Source organism: Mesorhizobium sp. PUT5 (assembly GCF_052216645.1).
GTDB lineage: Bacteria > Pseudomonadota > Alphaproteobacteria > Rhizobiales > Rhizobiaceae > Mesorhizobium.
In genome coordinates this window covers 3,902,568-3,917,954 of record NZ_JBQOSO010000003.1, presented here as the reverse complement: position 1 = coordinate 3,917,954, position 15,387 = coordinate 3,902,568, and the positions used below count along the sequence as shown (strand labels likewise).

Below are 15,387 nucleotides of genomic sequence, written 5' to 3'. Positions count from 1 at the left end.
CGATGAAGGCAATCACCCGCCGCCTGGCGCTTTCGCTGGCGCTGGCCGGCTCCATGGCGGTTTTGGCCGCCACGGCGGCCCGCGCCGAGGACAAGGAACTGACCATATTCGACTGGGCCGGCTACGAGGACCCGAGCTTCCATCCCAAATATGCCGAAAAGCATGGCGATTCGCCCAGCTTCGCCTTTTTCGGCGACGAGGACGAAGCCTTCGAGAAGATGCGGTCCGGCTTCAAGGCCGACCTCGGCCACCCCTGCTCGCAAAGCGTGGTCAAGTGGCGCGAGGCCGGGCTTCTGCAACCGTTGGACACGTCGAAGATCGCCGGCTGGAACGATCTCAACCCGCAGATCGTGGCCATGAAGAACCTCGTCACCTCCGAGGACGGCACGGTTTGGTTCATGCCGTGGGACTGGGGCAACACCGAGGTGAGCTACAATTCCGAGAAGGTCGACGAGAAAGATATCCATTCGCTCAAGGCCTTCGCCGATCCGAAATTCAAGGACCGGGTTTCCATCGGCGACAATGTCGACGACGCCTATGCGCTGGCCAGCCTCGCCATCGGCCTCAAGGACTGGTCCAAGATGACCGACGACCAGTTCAAGCAGGCCTCCGACTTCCTGCGCCAGGTGCACAAGAACGTGCGCCTCTACTGGACCGATACCACCGATATCGTGCAGGCGATGTCGGGCGGCGAGGTGGACCTCGCCTGGGCCTGGAACGACGCCGCGGTCCAGTCCGTGGCGGCCGGCGCGCCGATCAAGGCGAAGAAGGACACCGACGAGGGCATCTCGACCTGGGTGTGCGGCTATGTGATGTTCAAGGACGCGCCCGGCAGCAATGACAAGGCCTATGACTACCTCAATGCCGTCAACGACCCGGAAGTGGCCAAGACGCTGGTGGGCGACTGGGGCTACGGCCAGGCCAACGTCAAGGGCATGGATGGCGTCGACCAGGAGGTGCTGAAGGAAAAGGGCTATGACGACGTCCAGAAATTCGTCGACAAGACGCTGTTCCAGTCGCCGATACCCTCGGACCTGAAGCTCAGGATGATCGCCGAGTTCGAGAAGATCAAGGCGGGCTATTGAGCCGCCCGGCCGGGCGGCCCGCGCTGCCCGGCCGCGTCCCGCGCTTCAGGCGGCCAGGAATTCGGGATTCTGCCTGACCAGCTCCACCTTCAGCTTCTGCAGGGCGCGGGCCTCGATCTGGCGCACCCGCTCCTTCGAGATGCCGAGCGTGGCGCCAAGCTCCTCCAGCGTCGCGCCCTCGTCGGTCAGCCGGCGCTCCTCGATGATGCGCAGCTCGCGCGCGTTGAGCGCGCCGAGCGCGGCCTTGAGCCAGCCGGAGCGGCGCTCGAAATCGATCGCCTCGCCCACCACCTCGTCGGGCAGCGGATCGTCCGAAACGAGGAAATCCATCCGCTCGCCCGTGCCGCTGCCATCGGCCAGCGGGGCGTTGAGCGAGCTGTCGGGCGCGGAAAGACGCGAATCCATCATCGCCACATCGTTCTCCGGCACGCCCAGCGCCTGCGACACTTCCTGGTAGAGCGCGGCGTTGGAGAGCGGCTCCGGCCCGCTGGCCAGACGGGCGCGCAGGCGCCGCAGGTTGAAGAACAGCGCCTTCTGGGCGGAAGAGGTGCCGCCGCGGACGATCGACCAGTTGCGCAGGATGTAGTCCTGCATGGAAGCGCGTATCCACCAGGTCGCGTAGGTTGAAAAGCGCACGTCGCGCTCCGGCTCGAAGCGGGCGGCGGCCTCAAGCAGGCCGACATGGCCTTCCTGGACCAGGTCGCCGATCGGCAGGCCGAAATGCCGGAAACGGGTGGCCATGGCCACCACCAGCCGCATGTGCGAGACCGCGATGCGATGCAGCGCCTGCTGGTCGGCCCGTTCCTTCCAGCGGAGAGCCAGCTCGTGCTCCTCTTCCCGCTCCAGATAGGGCGCGCTCATGGCGGCACGGATGAATAGGCGGCCAGCGTTGTCTTCCATGGCTATCCCTCCCGCCGACGTAACCGGGTTTCGGCCGTTGCTGCCGTCCGCTTGAAAAGCCGGCCCGGCGCCCTACAACAGCAGACACAACAACGTGCCGCGGGAACGAATGGTTCCAGCGCGCGGCACCGGAATGCTCCGGGCGTGTCGTGAAGGGCGTCGATGCGGGAGGGAGGCGTTGCCATAGCGGTTTCGACGCTTTTCGAGCATGGAATTCCTGAAATCCAGTTTGTTTGAAATTTTCTTCCTTAAACGGCTGCCCGGCTTCTGCCAGATTCCGCTGCATCCGCATCGGCCGGCGATTGCTCTCCGGCCTTCAAATCCAGGATCACAAAAAGATGAAATGGCTGAAATCGCTGCTCGTGGCCGCCACCGTCCAGGTGCTGGCCCTCACCGCCGCCCATGCCGGCGACGATCTGGACAAGATCAAGCAGGCGGGCGCCTTCAGGATCGGCACGGAAGGCACCTATGCGCCGTTCACCTACCATGACGCGTCCGGCGCGCTGGTCGGCTTCGACGTCGAGATCGGCCGCGAGATCGCCAAGCGGCTCGGCGTCAAGGCCGAGTTCCTCGAAGGGCGCTGGGACGGGCTGATCGCCGGCCTCGACGCCAACCGCTATGACGCCGTCATCAACCAGGTCGGCATCACCGATGCGCGCAAGCAGAAATACGATTTCTCCGAGCCCTACATCGCCTCCAAGGCGGTGCTGATCGTGCGCGGCGACAATGACAGCCTGAAGACCTTCGCCGACCTGAAGGGCAAGAAGTCGGCGCAGTCGCTGACCTCCAATTTCGGCAAGCTGGCCGAGCAGAACGGCGCCGAACTGGTCGGGACCGACGGCTTCGACCAGTCGATCCAGCTCGTGCTCAACGGCCGCGCCGACGCCACCATCAACGACAGCCTGTCCTTCTACGACTTCAAGAAGCACAAGCCCAATGCCGACGTGAAGATCGCCGCTCAGGAGGAGAACGCCGACTATTCCGGCGTCATCGTGCGCAAGGGACAGCCCGAACTGGTGGCGGCCATCAACAAGGCGCTGGACGAGATCAAGGCCGACGGCACCTACAAGAAGATCGCCGACACCTATTTCGGCCAGGACGTCTCGCAGTAGGTGCGATGGTGGCGGGGCCGCATGGCGACGGCCCCGGGCCCTGGCGGCGCGCCGGTCCGGCACGCCGCTTTTTCGTTTGCTTTGACTGCGGCTTGGGCGATCGTAGCAAGGCCGTCGCGAGGGAGAACATAAGTGCCGCACTGGCTGCAACTGATGCTGGAGTCGCTCGGCCCCCTGTTGTGGGCCGCGCTCGTCTTCACCGCGCCGCTCACCCTGCTTTCCTTCGCGCTCGGGCTCACCGTCGGCCTGATCGTGGCGCTGGTCCGGCTGTTCGGGCCGGCACCGCTGGCGGCGGTGGTGCGCTTCTATGTGTGGATCATCCGCGGAACGCCGCTTCTCGTGCAGCTTTTCCTGATCTTCTACGGCCTGCCGGCGGCCGGCATCGTGCTGGATGCCTTTCCGGCAGCGCTGATCGGCTTCACGCTCAACATAGGGGCCTACTCCTCCGAGATCATCCGCGCCGTGATCGGCTCGGTGCCGAAGGGGCAATGGGAGGCCGCCTATTCCATCGGCATGACGTGGAGCCAGGCCATGCGCCGCACCATCCTGCCGCAGGCGGGCAGGGTGGCGGTGCCGCCGCTGTCCAACACCTTCATCTCGCTGGTCAAGGACACTTCCCTGGCCGCCGCCATCACCGTGCCGGAGCTGTTCCAGGCCGCCCAGCGCATCGTGGCCGTCACCTACGAGCCGCTGATCCTCTACATCGAGGCCGCGCTGATCTATCTGGCCATGAGCTCGGTGCTTTCGGCCCTGCAGGTCAGGCTGGAGAAGCGGCTCGGCCGCTATGGCGGTTTCCTGGAGGCGCGGTCGTGATCGAACTGAAGAACATAGAAAAGCGCTTCGGCGACAATCTCGTCCTGAAGGACGTCAGCGTCATCACCCGGGAGGGCAGCGTGACCGCGCTGGTCGGGCCTTCCGGCGGCGGCAAGAGCACGCTGCTGCGCTGCATCAACCTGCTGGAGATCCCCACATCCGGCACGGTGCGCATCGGCGACGAGGAACTGACCTTCCATCCCGGCGGGCACGTCGCCGCGCGCGACATCCAGCGCCTGCGCCGCCAAACCGGCATGGTGTTCCAGAACTTCCAGCTCTTTCCGCACCGAACGGCGATCGAGAACGTCATGGAAGGGCTGGTGACGGTGCTGAAATGGCCGGCTGGGCGGGCTCATGCACGCGCGCTGGCGCTGCTCGAAAAAGTCGGCATGGCAGCCAAGGCCGATGCCTGGCCGGCAACCCTGTCCGGGGGCCAGCAGCAGCGCGTGGCGATCGCGCGCGCGCTGGCGCCGTCGCCCAGCGTGCTGCTGTGCGACGAGCCGACCTCGGCGCTCGACCCGGAACTGGCGCAGGAGGTGGTCGACGTGCTCGGCCAGCTCGCCAGCGAAGGCACGACCATGGTCATGGCCACCCACGACCTCAGGCTCGCCTCCAAGGTCGCCGACGAGGTGGTGTTCCTGGAGGCCGGGGCGATCGTGGAGAAGGGCCCGGCGGCCCAGTTGTTCTCCAATCCCGTCCATCAGCGCACCAGCCGCTTCATCGCCACGCTGCGGCAGGAGCAGGCTGCAAAAAGCGAATAGATGCTTAGTGCCCGCCCTGGCCGTCCGGTCCCAGATAGGCGATGCGCAGCAAGTTGGTGGAGCCGGGGGTGCGCAGCGGCACGCCGGCGGTGATGATGATGCGGTCGCCCGGCTTGCCGAAGCCTTCGTCGAAGGCGATGCGGCAGGCGCGGTCGACCATGTCGTCGAGGTCGCGGGCGTCCTCCGAGATGACGCAGTGCGTGCCCCACACCAGCGACAGCCGCCGCGCGGTCTCCACGATGGGCGACAGCGCGATGATCGGCACTTGCGGGCGCTCGCGCGCGGCGCGCAGGCCGGTGTTGCCGGAAGCCGTGTAGGTGACGATGGCCGAAAGCTTCAGCGTCTCGGCGATCTCGCGCGCGGCAAGCGATATGGCGTCGGCCCCGGTCGCCTCGGGTGCGGAGCGCTGGCCGTTGATGACGGCGGCGTAGGTCGGGTCGCGCTCGACATGCTCGGCGATGCGGTTCATGGTCGCCACCGCCTCGGCCGGGTAGGCGCCTGCCGCCGATTCGGCCGAAAGCATGATGGCGTCGGCGCCTTCGAACACGGCGGTCGCCACGTCCGACACTTCCGCGCGCGTCGGCACGGGAGCCGAAATCATCGATTCCAGCATCTGGGTGGCCACCACCACCGGCTTGCCGGCGCGGCGGGCGGCGCGGGTGATCTGCTTCTGGATGCCGGGCACGGCCTCCAGCGGCATCTCCACGCCGAGATCGCCGCGGGCGACCATCAGCGCGTCCGAAAGGTCCATGATCTCGTCCAGCCGCTTCACCGCCTGCGGCTTCTCGATCTTGGACAGGAGCAATGCGCGTCCGCGCGCGATCTTGCGCGCCTCGGCAAGGTCTTCCGGCCGCTGGATGAAGGACAGCGCGATCCAGTCCACACCCGCCGCCAGCACGGCATCGAGATCCTTGCGGTCCTTTTCGGTCAGCGCGCCCACCGGCAGCTCGGTGTCGGGCAGGCTCACGCCCTTCCGGTCGGAGATGTTGGTTCCCACCACCACCGTGCAGACGATCGACCTGCCGTCGCATTCCCGCGCCTGCAGTTCCAGCCTGCCGTCGTCGATCAGCAGCCGGTGTCCGGGCTCGACCGAGCGCAGGATCTCGGCGTGCGGCAGGTTCACGCGCGTGGCGTCGCCCGGCGAGGGGTCGTCGTCCAGCGTGAAGGTCTGGCCGATCGCGAGCGTCTCCCTGCCCTTGGCGAACTTGCCGACGCGCAGCTTGGGTCCCTGCAGGTCGGCCAGGATGCCGATCGGCCGGCCCACGGCCTTCTCGACGGCGCGGATGCGGCCGACCAGCATGCGCATCAGCTCATGGTCGGTGTGGCTCATGTTGATGCGGAACACGTCGGCGCCGGCCTCGAAGAGCCTCTTGAGCATGGCCTCCTCGGCGGAGGCGGGGCCGATCGTGGCGAGGATCTTGACCTTGCGGCTGCGTCTCATGGATTCCCGTTGTTTCCCGTGGATGCGGCGGCGCCCGCGGTCGGGGCGTCGCCATCGTTTGCGGGCTGGTCGGTGAGCTGGACCATCCAGCTCGCCTGCTCGCCCGTGTCATATTCCTGGAAGCCGGCGCGCTGGAAACCGCGGGCGACGCAGTCGGCCACGCCGGCGATCTTGAATTCCTTTTCGGCCACGCACATGCTGATGGGGCCGTCCCAGCGTCCGCCGCGCTCGGCATCCTCGGCATAGAGGTAGTAGAAGCGCGACGACAACGGCCCCTCGATGAGCGTCTTGCAGCTCGAGGCGTCGATGTGCCACCAGCCCTCGGTGATCCAGCCCGCCTTGGCGCGGTAGCCGATGCCGACGCCGACGAGGTTCTGCGTGGCGTTGCAGACGCGGAAATCCGCCCGCGCCGGCGTGGCCGCCATCAGCGGTGCAAGCACGAGCGCGGCAAGCGCCGGAAGCGGCAGGGCCACGCCCAGGCGCGCGCGCGGCTTGCCGGCGGAAAGCATCGTAAAACCCCTCGGGAACGTCAGCGGCATGTTCGTGTGCCCCTTTTCGGCAAAGTCCGGGCGCATGTCAACGCGCCGCGCCGTTCAAATCCAATCGATTTAGATGCGGCTGCGGCGCATCGTTTGCGGCGCTTCGCCTGATTTCGGGAAAAACCTTGGCCAAACAACGGCATTGCATGCGCGTCCGCTTCGTGGGATCACCCAGCCTACACATCCTGCCTCCGGACGAACGGACCGAATCTCGCCGCCGATGACCCGATCCACAGTTTTCGCGCCCTTCGACCTGATCGAGGGCGACCGCAGCAAGGGCCTCGTGCTGGTGGCCGATCACGCCCGCCGCACCTTGCCGCAGGACTATGGCGATCTCGGCCTGCAGGCCGCCGAGTTCGGCCGCCACATCGCCTACGACATCGGCGTGGAGGCGGTGACGCGCGAACTGGCCGCGCTGACCGGCGCGCCGGCCGTGCTGGCCGGTTTCTCGCGGCTGCTCATCGACCCCAACCGCGGCGAGGACGATCCGACGCTGATCCGCCAGCTTTATGACGGCACCGTCGTGCCTGGCAACTACCCGCTGGCAGAGGAGGAGCGCGAACGGCGGCTGGAGCGCTTCTACCGGCCGTATCACGATGCGGTCGCGGCCATGATCGCCTCTGTCGCGGAAGCCTCCGGGCGGGCGCCCTTCGTCTTTTCCGTTCATTCGTTCACCCCCGTCATGCAGGGCCGTGCGCGGCCCTGGCATGTCGGCATCTTGTGGGACATGGACGACCGCGCGCCGCGGGCCCTGATCGAGGCGCTGGCCGCCGACAAGGACCTGATCGTGGGCGACAACGAGCCCTATGACGGCGCCCTCGCGGGCGACACCATGTCCCGGCACGCCACGGCCAACGGCCTTGCCCATGCGCTGGTCGAGATCCGCCAGGACCTGATCGCCGACGACGCGGGCGCGCTTGCCTGGGCGCGGCGCCTGGCGCCCATCGTTGACGTCATCAACAGCCGGCCCGATATACATGAGGTGAAGATGTTCGGCTCGCGCACGGACCCGTCTGTGGCAGCCGAAGCAAAGGAGGCGAGGCGATGAAGGTGTTGAGCAGCGAACAGAAGCGCGACTTCGAATCCGCCGCCTTCCGCCGGCTGGTGCAGCACCTGCGCGGGCGCGGCGACGTGCAGAACATCGACCTGATGAACCTTGCCGGATTCTGCCGCAACTGCCTGTCCAACTGGTATCGCGAGGCCGCGGAGGCCGAGGGCGTGGCCATGACCAAGGACGAGGCGCGCGAGATCATCTACGGCATGCCCTATGGCGAGTGGCAGGCCCGCCACCAGACGGAAGCGTCCGACGCGCAGAAGGCGGCCTTCGAGGCGAACCGGCCGAAGGATCATTGACGGCCTTTTTGCGCCGCGCCCGAAAGGGGCAGCCGCGGCGTTGTTGCGCTTGACTGGAATTTAAACCGATCTAATTTGCCGCGCGACCGCAACCGAGCCGCCAGGACGACGCGATGCGCGCATCTGCTTCCATGCAATCGGCCACCGCCGGCCGCTGGGCCGTGGCCACGATGTTTTTCATCAACGGCTTCCTGACCGGAAGCTGGGCGCCGCAGATTCCGGTCTTCCTTGTGCGGCTCGACATCTCCAAATTCACGCTCGGCGTGCTGATCCTCGGGTTCGGCCTCGGTGCGCTCACCTTCATGCCGCTGGCGGGCTATCTCATGTCCAGGCATGGCTCGCGCGCGGTGATGCGCGGCTTCGGGGCGATGGCCGTGTTCGGGCTGCTTCTGGTTGCGGCGGCGCCCAACATGCCGTCGGCGGCGGTGGCCATGTTCCTGTTCGGCGGGCTGATCGGCGGCATGGACGTGGCCATGAACGCCAATGCGGTGGCGGTGGAGCGGCGGCTGTCGCGCGCGGTGATGTCGTCGTCGCACGGTTTCTGGAGCCTCGGCGGCTTCGCCGGCGGCGCCCTGGGCGGCCTCGCCATCCAGACCTTCGGCCATCTGGTTCACGCCGTGGCGGTGACGGGCATCGCCATCCTGCTGCTCGCCGCAGCCTGGCAGCATCTGGTCGCCGATCCGAAGCCGGTGGCGCGGACGCACCGCAAGTTCAGCCTGCCGGGCACGCCGGCCGTCTATCTGGTCGGGCTGATGGCGCTCATGTCCATGGTCCCGGAAGGCGCCATCCTCGACTGGGCGGCGCTTTATCTCAAACAGGAACTGGGTACCGACCTTGCCACCGCCGGCCTCGCCTTCGCCTTCTTCTCCGCCGCCATGGCCCTCATGCGCTTTGCCGGCGACGCCGTGCGCAACCGCTTCGGCGCGGTGGCGACGCTGAGGGTCTCCAGCCTTCTGGCGGCTGCCGGAATGCTGGCGGCCGCGCTCTCGCCGTGGCCCTGGCTGGTCATCGCGGCCTTCGCCTTTGCCGGCCTCGGCATCGCCAACATGGTGCCCATCGCCTTCTCGGCCGGGGGCAACCAGCCCGGCATGGCGCCGGGCACGGGCATGAGCGTGGTCACCACCATGGGCTATTCCGGCATATTGCTTGCGCCTTCGGCCATAGGCTTCGCCGCCGAGCATGTCGGCTTTTCGCCCGTCTTTGCCGTGCTTGCCGGCCTACTGGTGGTGGTATGCCTGATGTCCGAACTCGCCCGGGCGGCGGACTTCTCGCCCCAGCCGGCCGAATAGCGCCCCGGCGTCAGATCCGGCCCATCAGGAGCAGGATCAGGACCACCACCAGGATCACGCCGACAATGCCGGACGGACCGTAGCCCCAGCCGCGCGAATAGGGCCAGCTCGGTACTGCGCCGATCAGGATCAGGATCAGGATGATGACCAGTATGGTGGTGAGCGTCATGAACAATCCCTCGCTTTACGTGCCGCGATAGGGAAACAATGCGAAAGGCCGCCCGCGAGTTCCGGGCGGCCTTTTTGCGCGCTGCGCGTCGGCTGGCTCTATTCGGCAGCCCTGGGCAAGGCTGCCGCCGGCTCCGCATGCCGCCCGTCTGCCGGCGCTTCGGCGGCCGCGGCCGTGTCGCTGCCGCGGCGGAACAGCCTTGCGAACAGGCCGGGGCGTGCGCCTTGCCTGCGCTTGGCGCGGGTGAACACCATCAGCATGGAGGGCGTGACCACCAGCGTCAGCACGGTGGCGAAGGACAGGCCGAAGACGATGGCCGAGGACAGCGAGATCCACCATTGCGTCGACGGCGCATTGATCGTCGTCTCGTGGTGGAAGATCTCCAGCCCCAGGCCGAAGGCGATCGGCAGCACGCCGAGAATGGCCGACACCGCCGTCAGCACCACCGGCCTGGCGCGCTCGCGGCAGGTCTGCAGCACGGCCTCCATCTTGTCCCAGCCCTCCTCGCGCAGCCGGTCGTAGGTGTCGATCAGCACGATGTTGTTGTTCACCACCACGCCCGCCAGCGCGATGACGCCGATGCCGGACATGACGATGCCGAACGGCTCGGCGGTGAGCAGCAGGCCCAGGAACACGCCGATCGTGGCCATGACCACGCAGGACAGCACCAGCCACACGCTGGTGAACTTGTTGAACTGCGCCAGCAGCACCAGGAAGATCAGGAAGATCGCCGCGCCGAACGCCTTCGACAGGAAGGCGCTGGCCTCGGCGCTGTCCTCGTTGGAGCCGGCAAGCTTCCAGCGCACGCCGGAAGGCAGACCCATGTCGCTGATCGTCTTGGCCACTTCGGCCTGCACGGCCGCGACCTGGCTGTCTGCGGAGACGTTGGCCTGGACCACGATGGTGCGGGCGCCGTCGATGCGGTGCAATATGCCGACGCTGGCTTCGGGCTTGCGCACCACGAAGTTGGAGATCGGCACCGAGCCCTGGCTGGTCTCGACGCGCAGTTCGTCCAGCGTCGAAAGAGTGCGCCGGTCCTCGGGCAGCCGCAGGCGGATGTCGACGGCGTCGTCAGCGCCGGCCGGGCGGTATTCGGTGAGCTTCAGCCCGTTGGTCACGAGTTGCACCACCGTGCCGACCGAATTCGGGCTGATGCCGTATTGCGCCGCCTTGGCGCGGTCCACCTGCAGGGCCCAGTCGACGCCGGGCGGCGGCAGGCCGTCGGAAATGTCGATGACGCCGGGAACCTTGGCGATGTGCTGGGCCACGGACTGCGCCACCTTGTCGAGGCCTTCCGGATCGGCGGCGGAGAGCCGGACCTGGATCGGCTTGCCGGTCGGCGGCCCCGCCTCCGGCACGCGCACCTCCACGTCCACGCCCGGGATGCCGGCCATGGCCTTGCGCAGGTCGTCGAGGATCTGGTTGGCTGGCTTGCGCTCGCGCCAGTCGACGAACTCGTACTGGATGACGCCCACCACGTCCTCGGGGACGTCGGCGCCGCCGCCCTGGGTCTTGCCGACGCGGGTGTAGACCGATTTCACGCCCGGCCAGCCGAGCAGCCGGTCCTCGGCCTGCGTGGTGGCGGCGTCCATCTCGGCCAGCGAGAGGTTGCCGCGCGCGTGCACGTAGAGCAGGCCGTAGTCCGGCTCGACATTGGGGAAGAACTCGACGCCGGCGCCCCATTTTCCGTAGGCCATCACCACGCCCACCAGCAGCGCCACCGTCAGCACCAGCACGGTGACGGGAAAGCGCACCGCCTGCTTGACGACGGCCATGTACCAGCCGTCGCGGTGCTCGCCTTCCTCGTGCTGGTGGGCCTTGGCGAATATCGCCCCCAACGTCGGGGTGAACACCAGTGCATAGAGCATCGAGGCGGCCAGCGTGACGATCAGCGTGATCGGCAGATACTTCATGAAGTCGCCGACGATGCCCGGCCAGAACAGCAGCGGCGAGAAGGCGGCGATGCGCGTCATGGTCGCGGCGATCACCGGGCCGGCCATGCGTTTGGCGGCGAGCGCGAAGGCTTCCTCCTTGGGCATGCCCTCGTTCATGCGCCGTTCGGCGAATTCGGTGACGATGATGGCGTCGTCCACCAGCATGCCGACAGCCAGGATCAGGCTGAACAGCACGATCATGTTGATGGTGAAGCCCATCAGCGTGAGCGCCAGTATGCCGATCAGGAAGGAGGAGGGGATGGCCAGGCCGATCAGCAGTGAGGCCCGGCCCGAAAGCGCATAAAGGATGACGATGAAGACCAGGATGACGGCGATCATCACATGGTTCTGCAGGTCGCCGAGCAATTGCTTGACGAAGACGGACTTGTCCTGGGTGTAGGTGACCTTCACGCCTTCGGGCATGGACTTGACGAAATTGTCGGCCACCTGCTTCACCTCGCCGATCGTGTCGATCAGGTTGGCGCCGATGCGCTTCTTCACCTCGATGGCGATGGCTGGCTTGCCGTCCAGCCGCGTGATCGTCTCGGCGTCCTTGAAGGTGGAGCGCACGGTGGCGATGTCCCTGGCCTGCACCACGGCGTTGGGTGTGGCGAGGACCGGCAGGTTGGCCACATCTTCCGGCGTCTCGATCAGCGAGGGCACCTTGACGGCGTACTTGCCCTCCGAGCCTTCCAGGTTGCCTGCTGCCACCAGGCTGTTGGAGGCGCCCACCCCTTGCATGAGCTGATCGAGCCGCAGCCCGTAGGAGGCGAGCTTGACCGGATCGATGACGACCTCCACCAGGTCGTCGCGCGAACCCTGGAGCGCGCCTTCCAGCACGCCCGGAACCTCCTCGATGCGGTCGCGCAGCTCGCGTGCGGCCGCGGTCAGCACCCGCTCCGGCACGTTGCCGGACAGCGTCACGACCAGCACCGGGAACTCCGAGATGTTGACCTCCGTCACCGTCGGCTCGTCGGCTGCCTGCGGCAGGTCGGCCTTGGCGTCCTGCACCTTGGAGCGCGTGTCCTGCAAGGCGGTGGCGAGGTCCGTTTGCGGCTGGAACTCGACCAGCACGTAGCCGCCGCCCTGGAAGGCGGCCGAGCGCATCTCCTTCAGTCCCTTCAGGCTCTTCAGCTTGGTCTCCATCGGCCTGAGCAGCAGGCGTTCGGAGTCCTCCGGCGAGATGCCCTGATAGGACAGGCTGATATACATCATCGGGATCGGCACGTCCGGTTCCGCTTCCTTCGGCACCGACTCGTAGGCGAGGGCGCCGGCCAGGATGAGGAACAGCAGCGCCGATATGGTCAGCCGCGAATTGCGGATGGCGAGCTTGACGATGTCCATGGTCAGAGCGCCCCGAGATGCGCATCCGCGGCCAGCTTCCGGATCTCGTCGGGGTCGGCGGCCACCGGCTTGACGGTGTCGCCTTCGGTGACCAGCGCCTGCCCGGCGACGATGATGCGCGCGTCGGCGGGAATGCCGCCGAGCACGAGGCCGGCCGGCGTATCGTCGACGAGGTCGATGGGGAAGAACACGACCTTGTTCTGGCCGTCCACGGCGCGGATGCCGAGGTCGCCCTTGTCGCCGAGCGTCACCACCGAGCGCGGCAGCAGGATGGAATCGGTCGGCTGGGCCGCCAGCGCGATCTCGGCCGTCATGCCCGCGGGAATGGAGCCATCGGCATTGGGCACGGCGATCTCGACGCGGAAGGTGCGGGTGGCCGAAGAGGCATCGCGGCTGATGTAGCGCACCGTTCCCTCCGCCACGCGCCCGTCGACGAGGCGGACCTTGGCCTTGTCGCCGGTCTTCAGGTAGCGCAGGTCGCGCTCGGACACCTCGCCGCGCGCCACGATGGGATCGAGGTTGAGGATGGTGGCCACCTCGCCGCCCTGCATGACGGCGCTGCCCAGCTCCACCGGCACGCGGTCGACGATGCCGTCGAACGGCGCCTTCACCTCGTTGCGGGCAAGCTCGGCCTCGGCGGCGTCGAGCAGCGAGACGGCCGCCGCCTGCGCGGAGCGGGCATTGTCGAGCTGGAGCTTGGCCAGGTTGCCGGACTTGGCCAGGCGTTCGGCGGCGTCCAGCTCGCTCTGGCGCTGGGTGAGGAGCTGCTTTGCGTTGGCCGCGGCGGAAATCTTCTCTTCCGCGTCCAGCATCAGTATGAGGTCGCCGGTCTTGACGTGGTCGCCCTGCTTGACCGGCAGCTCGGCGATGACGCCGCCGACCCGCGTGGCCAGAACCGCGCGCTTGTCGGCCTCGGTCAGCCCTGAAATGCGGATGGCGCGCGCGTGTTCGCTGCGCGGCGGCGTCACCACCTTGACGATGCGGGAGGCTGCCGTCGCCGCCGCGTCGCCGGTCCCGGCGCCCTGGGCGTCGCCGGCCTTCTCGGCAGCCTTGGGCTGCTCGGCATTGGAGGCGCTGCCGACGGAGGAGAATTCGCCCGAGGCGACCCAGGCCGCGAAGCCGATGAGCACCACGATGGCGGCAAGCTTGTGAAACCTGAACTTGGACATCTTCGTCGTTCCAATGGGCGGGCAGCCCTCGCTTCCGGGGTGCGGCGCGCCGCTCGATATGGGGGCGCTCGGGGCTGCATTCAAATTGCCGTGATCGGCGGAGCGCGTCTTCTACAGGAAAGTCGCGGCGCGAAACAGTCAGAAAAATTCATGCAGCCATGAGAGCGGCCGAGAAAAGCCGCCTTTTCCGGCACTTGCCGGGCGCCGGCCGCAATGGCAGCAGGCGTCAGCATGATGACGGGCGTCCGCCGCGCCCCGGACCGAAAGGCATGGAAGCCGTGCGCGATCCCAGAAATGTTGACTTACGAACTCATCTATTGCTATCGGCTGGCCGTCGAGATCGCGAACATCGAGGGATGACGCCATGAAATCCATTCTTTCCATGCTGGCCGGAGCCGCCGCGCTGGCAGTCGGGCTTGCCGCAGCTCCGGCTCTGGCCGACGACGAAGGCATCGTCGTCTACAACGCCCAGCACGAGAGCCTCGCCAAGGAATGGGCCGAGGGCTTCACCAAGGAGACGGGCATCAAGGTGACACTGCGCAACGGCGGCGACAGCGAGTTTTCCAACCAGATCGTCGCCGAGGGCGCTTCCTCGCCCGCCGACGTGTTCCTGACCGAGAACTCGCCCGCCATGGCGCTGGTGGAAGAGGCGGGCCTGTTTGCGCCCGTCGACGCCGACACGCTTTCGCTGGTGCCGGAGAATTTCCGCCCCTCCAGCGGCAAGTGGACCGGGGTGGCGGCGCGCAGCACCGTCTTTGCCTACAACAAGACCAAGCTGACCGAGGAGCAACTGCCCAAGTCGATCCTCGACCTGGCCGATCCGGCATGGAAGGGACGCTGGGCGGCCTCGCCCTCAGGCGCCGACTTCCAGGCCATCGTCAGCGCCCTGCTGCAGTTGAAGGGCGAGGAGGCGACCGCGGCATGGCTGAAGGGCATGAAGGAGAACTTCACCGCGTATCGCGGCAACGGCACCGTGATGAAGGCGGTGAATGCCGGCGAGATCGACGGAGGCGTCATCTACCACTATTACTACTTCGGCGACCAGGCCAAGACCGGCGAGAACAGCAACAACGTCGCGCTGCACTATTTCAAGCACCAGGACCCCGGCGCCTTCGTGTCGATCTCGGGCGGCGGCGTGCTGGCGTCGAGCAAGCATCCCAAGGAAGCGCAGGCGTTCCTGAAGTGGGTGGCGGGCAAGGGCGGGCAGGACGTGCTGAAGAACGGCACCTCCTATGAATATGCGGTCGGCGTCGGCGCCGAATCCAATCCCAAGCTGGTGCCGCTGGCCGATCTGGACGCGCCGGCCGTCGATCCTTCGAAACTCAATTCCAGGAAGGTGACCGACCTGATGACGGCTGCCGGCTTGCTTTAGGTCGCGTTCGCCTTAAAAGAGCAACGCTTCCGCTCCCGCGGCAGATCTCTGCGCGGGGGCATTCCGTTTTTGAAAGGCCGACATCCATGATCCGCATTCACGGTCG

General features: G+C 67.0%; 15 protein-coding genes. 9 read left to right on the top strand and 6 right to left on the bottom strand.

Annotation, left to right across the window (positions count from 1 at the left end; translation table 11 throughout):
- The first annotated feature begins 2 nt into the window (after positions 1 to 2).
- Positions 3 to 1,085: an ABC transporter substrate-binding protein gene (locus tag ACTDI4_RS20670; protein ID WP_442842937.1), complete on the top strand. Its 1,083-nt coding sequence runs from the start codon at positions 3 to 5 to the stop codon at positions 1,083 to 1,085.
- 45 nt (positions 1,086 to 1,130) lie between these two features.
- Here ACTDI4_RS20670 and ACTDI4_RS20665 read toward each other — a convergent pair whose 3' ends face one another.
- Positions 1,131 to 1,985, bottom strand: coding sequence for an RNA polymerase factor sigma-32 (locus ACTDI4_RS20665; protein ID WP_442842936.1), 855 nt, complete (start codon positions 1,983 to 1,985; stop codon positions 1,131 to 1,133).
- A gap of 338 nt (positions 1,986 to 2,323) precedes the next feature.
- On the opposite strand from ACTDI4_RS20665, the gene ACTDI4_RS20660 reads away from it, so the two are divergent.
- From ACTDI4_RS20660 to ACTDI4_RS20650, 3 genes are all read left to right on the top strand, one after another.
- The gene (locus ACTDI4_RS20660; RefSeq protein WP_442842935.1) at positions 2,324 to 3,097 is read left to right on the top strand and encodes an amino acid ABC transporter substrate-binding protein; all 774 of its coding nucleotides are present in this window, start codon (positions 2,324 to 2,326) and stop codon (positions 3,095 to 3,097) included.
- Between the two features lie 132 nt (positions 3,098 to 3,229).
- Positions 3,230 to 3,910 carry an amino acid ABC transporter permease gene (locus tag ACTDI4_RS20655; RefSeq protein ID WP_442842934.1) on the top strand — a complete coding sequence of 227 codons (681 nt, stop codon included), beginning with the start codon at positions 3,230 to 3,232 and terminating at the stop codon, positions 3,908 to 3,910.
- Positions 3,907 to 4,671 (top strand): amino acid ABC transporter ATP-binding protein, encoded by a 765-nt coding sequence (locus tag ACTDI4_RS20650; RefSeq protein ID WP_442842933.1) that lies wholly within the window; start codon positions 3,907 to 3,909, stop codon positions 4,669 to 4,671. The genes ACTDI4_RS20655 and ACTDI4_RS20650 overlap by 4 nt, the downstream gene beginning before the upstream one ends.
- Positions 4,672 to 4,675: 4 nt before the next feature.
- On the opposite strand, the gene pyk is transcribed toward ACTDI4_RS20650, so the two are convergent.
- Positions 4,676 to 6,112, bottom strand: coding sequence for a pyruvate kinase (gene pyk, locus ACTDI4_RS20645; protein ID WP_442842932.1), 1,437 nt, complete (start codon positions 6,110 to 6,112; stop codon positions 4,676 to 4,678).
- Positions 6,109 to 6,591, bottom strand: a complete 483-nt coding sequence (locus ACTDI4_RS20640) for a DUF1036 domain-containing protein (RefSeq protein WP_442843419.1) — start codon at positions 6,589 to 6,591, stop codon at positions 6,109 to 6,111. The genes pyk and ACTDI4_RS20640 overlap by 4 nt, the downstream gene beginning before the upstream one ends.
- A 280-nt stretch (positions 6,592 to 6,871) precedes the next feature.
- Between ACTDI4_RS20640 and ACTDI4_RS20635 the strand changes: the two genes are divergently transcribed.
- The 3 genes from ACTDI4_RS20635 to ACTDI4_RS20625 all read left to right on the top strand — a co-directional run bounded on the left by ACTDI4_RS20635 (position 6,872) and on the right by ACTDI4_RS20625 (position 9,293).
- Positions 6,872 to 7,699, top strand: coding sequence for an N-formylglutamate amidohydrolase (locus ACTDI4_RS20635; protein WP_442842931.1), 828 nt, complete (start codon positions 6,872 to 6,874; stop codon positions 7,697 to 7,699).
- Positions 7,696 to 8,004 carry a DUF1244 domain-containing protein gene (locus tag ACTDI4_RS20630; protein WP_442842930.1) on the top strand — a complete coding sequence of 103 codons (309 nt, stop codon included), beginning with the start codon at positions 7,696 to 7,698 and terminating at the stop codon, positions 8,002 to 8,004. Before ACTDI4_RS20635 ends, ACTDI4_RS20630 begins: the two co-directional genes overlap by 4 nt.
- Positions 8,005 to 8,117: 113 nt before the next feature.
- Entirely contained in the window at positions 8,118 to 9,293 is a 1,176-nt protein-coding gene (locus ACTDI4_RS20625) for an MFS transporter (protein WP_442842929.1), read from the top strand.
- 10 nt (positions 9,294 to 9,303) lie between these two features.
- Here ACTDI4_RS20625 and ACTDI4_RS20620 read toward each other — a convergent pair whose 3' ends face one another.
- The 3 genes from ACTDI4_RS20620 to ACTDI4_RS20610 form a co-directional block, all read right to left on the bottom strand.
- The gene (locus tag ACTDI4_RS20620; protein WP_442842928.1) at positions 9,304 to 9,462 is read right to left on the bottom strand and encodes a DUF3309 family protein; all 159 of its coding nucleotides are present in this window, start codon (positions 9,460 to 9,462) and stop codon (positions 9,304 to 9,306) included.
- Positions 9,463 to 9,560: 98 nt separating this feature from the next.
- A complete protein-coding gene (locus ACTDI4_RS20615) occupies positions 9,561 to 12,740 on the bottom strand; it encodes an efflux RND transporter permease subunit (RefSeq protein ID WP_442842927.1) in 3,180 nt (1,059 codons plus the stop codon).
- Between the two features lie 2 nt (positions 12,741 to 12,742).
- Positions 12,743 to 13,909, bottom strand: coding sequence for an efflux RND transporter periplasmic adaptor subunit (locus ACTDI4_RS20610; protein WP_442842926.1), 1,167 nt, complete (start codon positions 13,907 to 13,909; stop codon positions 12,743 to 12,745).
- A gap of 213 nt (positions 13,910 to 14,122) precedes the next feature.
- On the opposite strand from ACTDI4_RS20610, the gene ACTDI4_RS20605 reads away from it, so the two are divergent.
- Entirely contained in the window at positions 14,123 to 14,269 is a 147-nt protein-coding gene (locus ACTDI4_RS20605) for a hypothetical protein (protein WP_442842925.1), read from the top strand.
- A 4-nt stretch (positions 14,270 to 14,273) separates the two neighbouring features.
- A complete protein-coding gene (locus ACTDI4_RS20600; RefSeq protein ID WP_442842924.1) occupies positions 14,274 to 15,281 on the top strand; it encodes an iron ABC transporter substrate-binding protein in 1,008 nt (335 codons plus the stop codon).
- Positions 15,282 to 15,387: the final 106 nt, after the last annotated feature.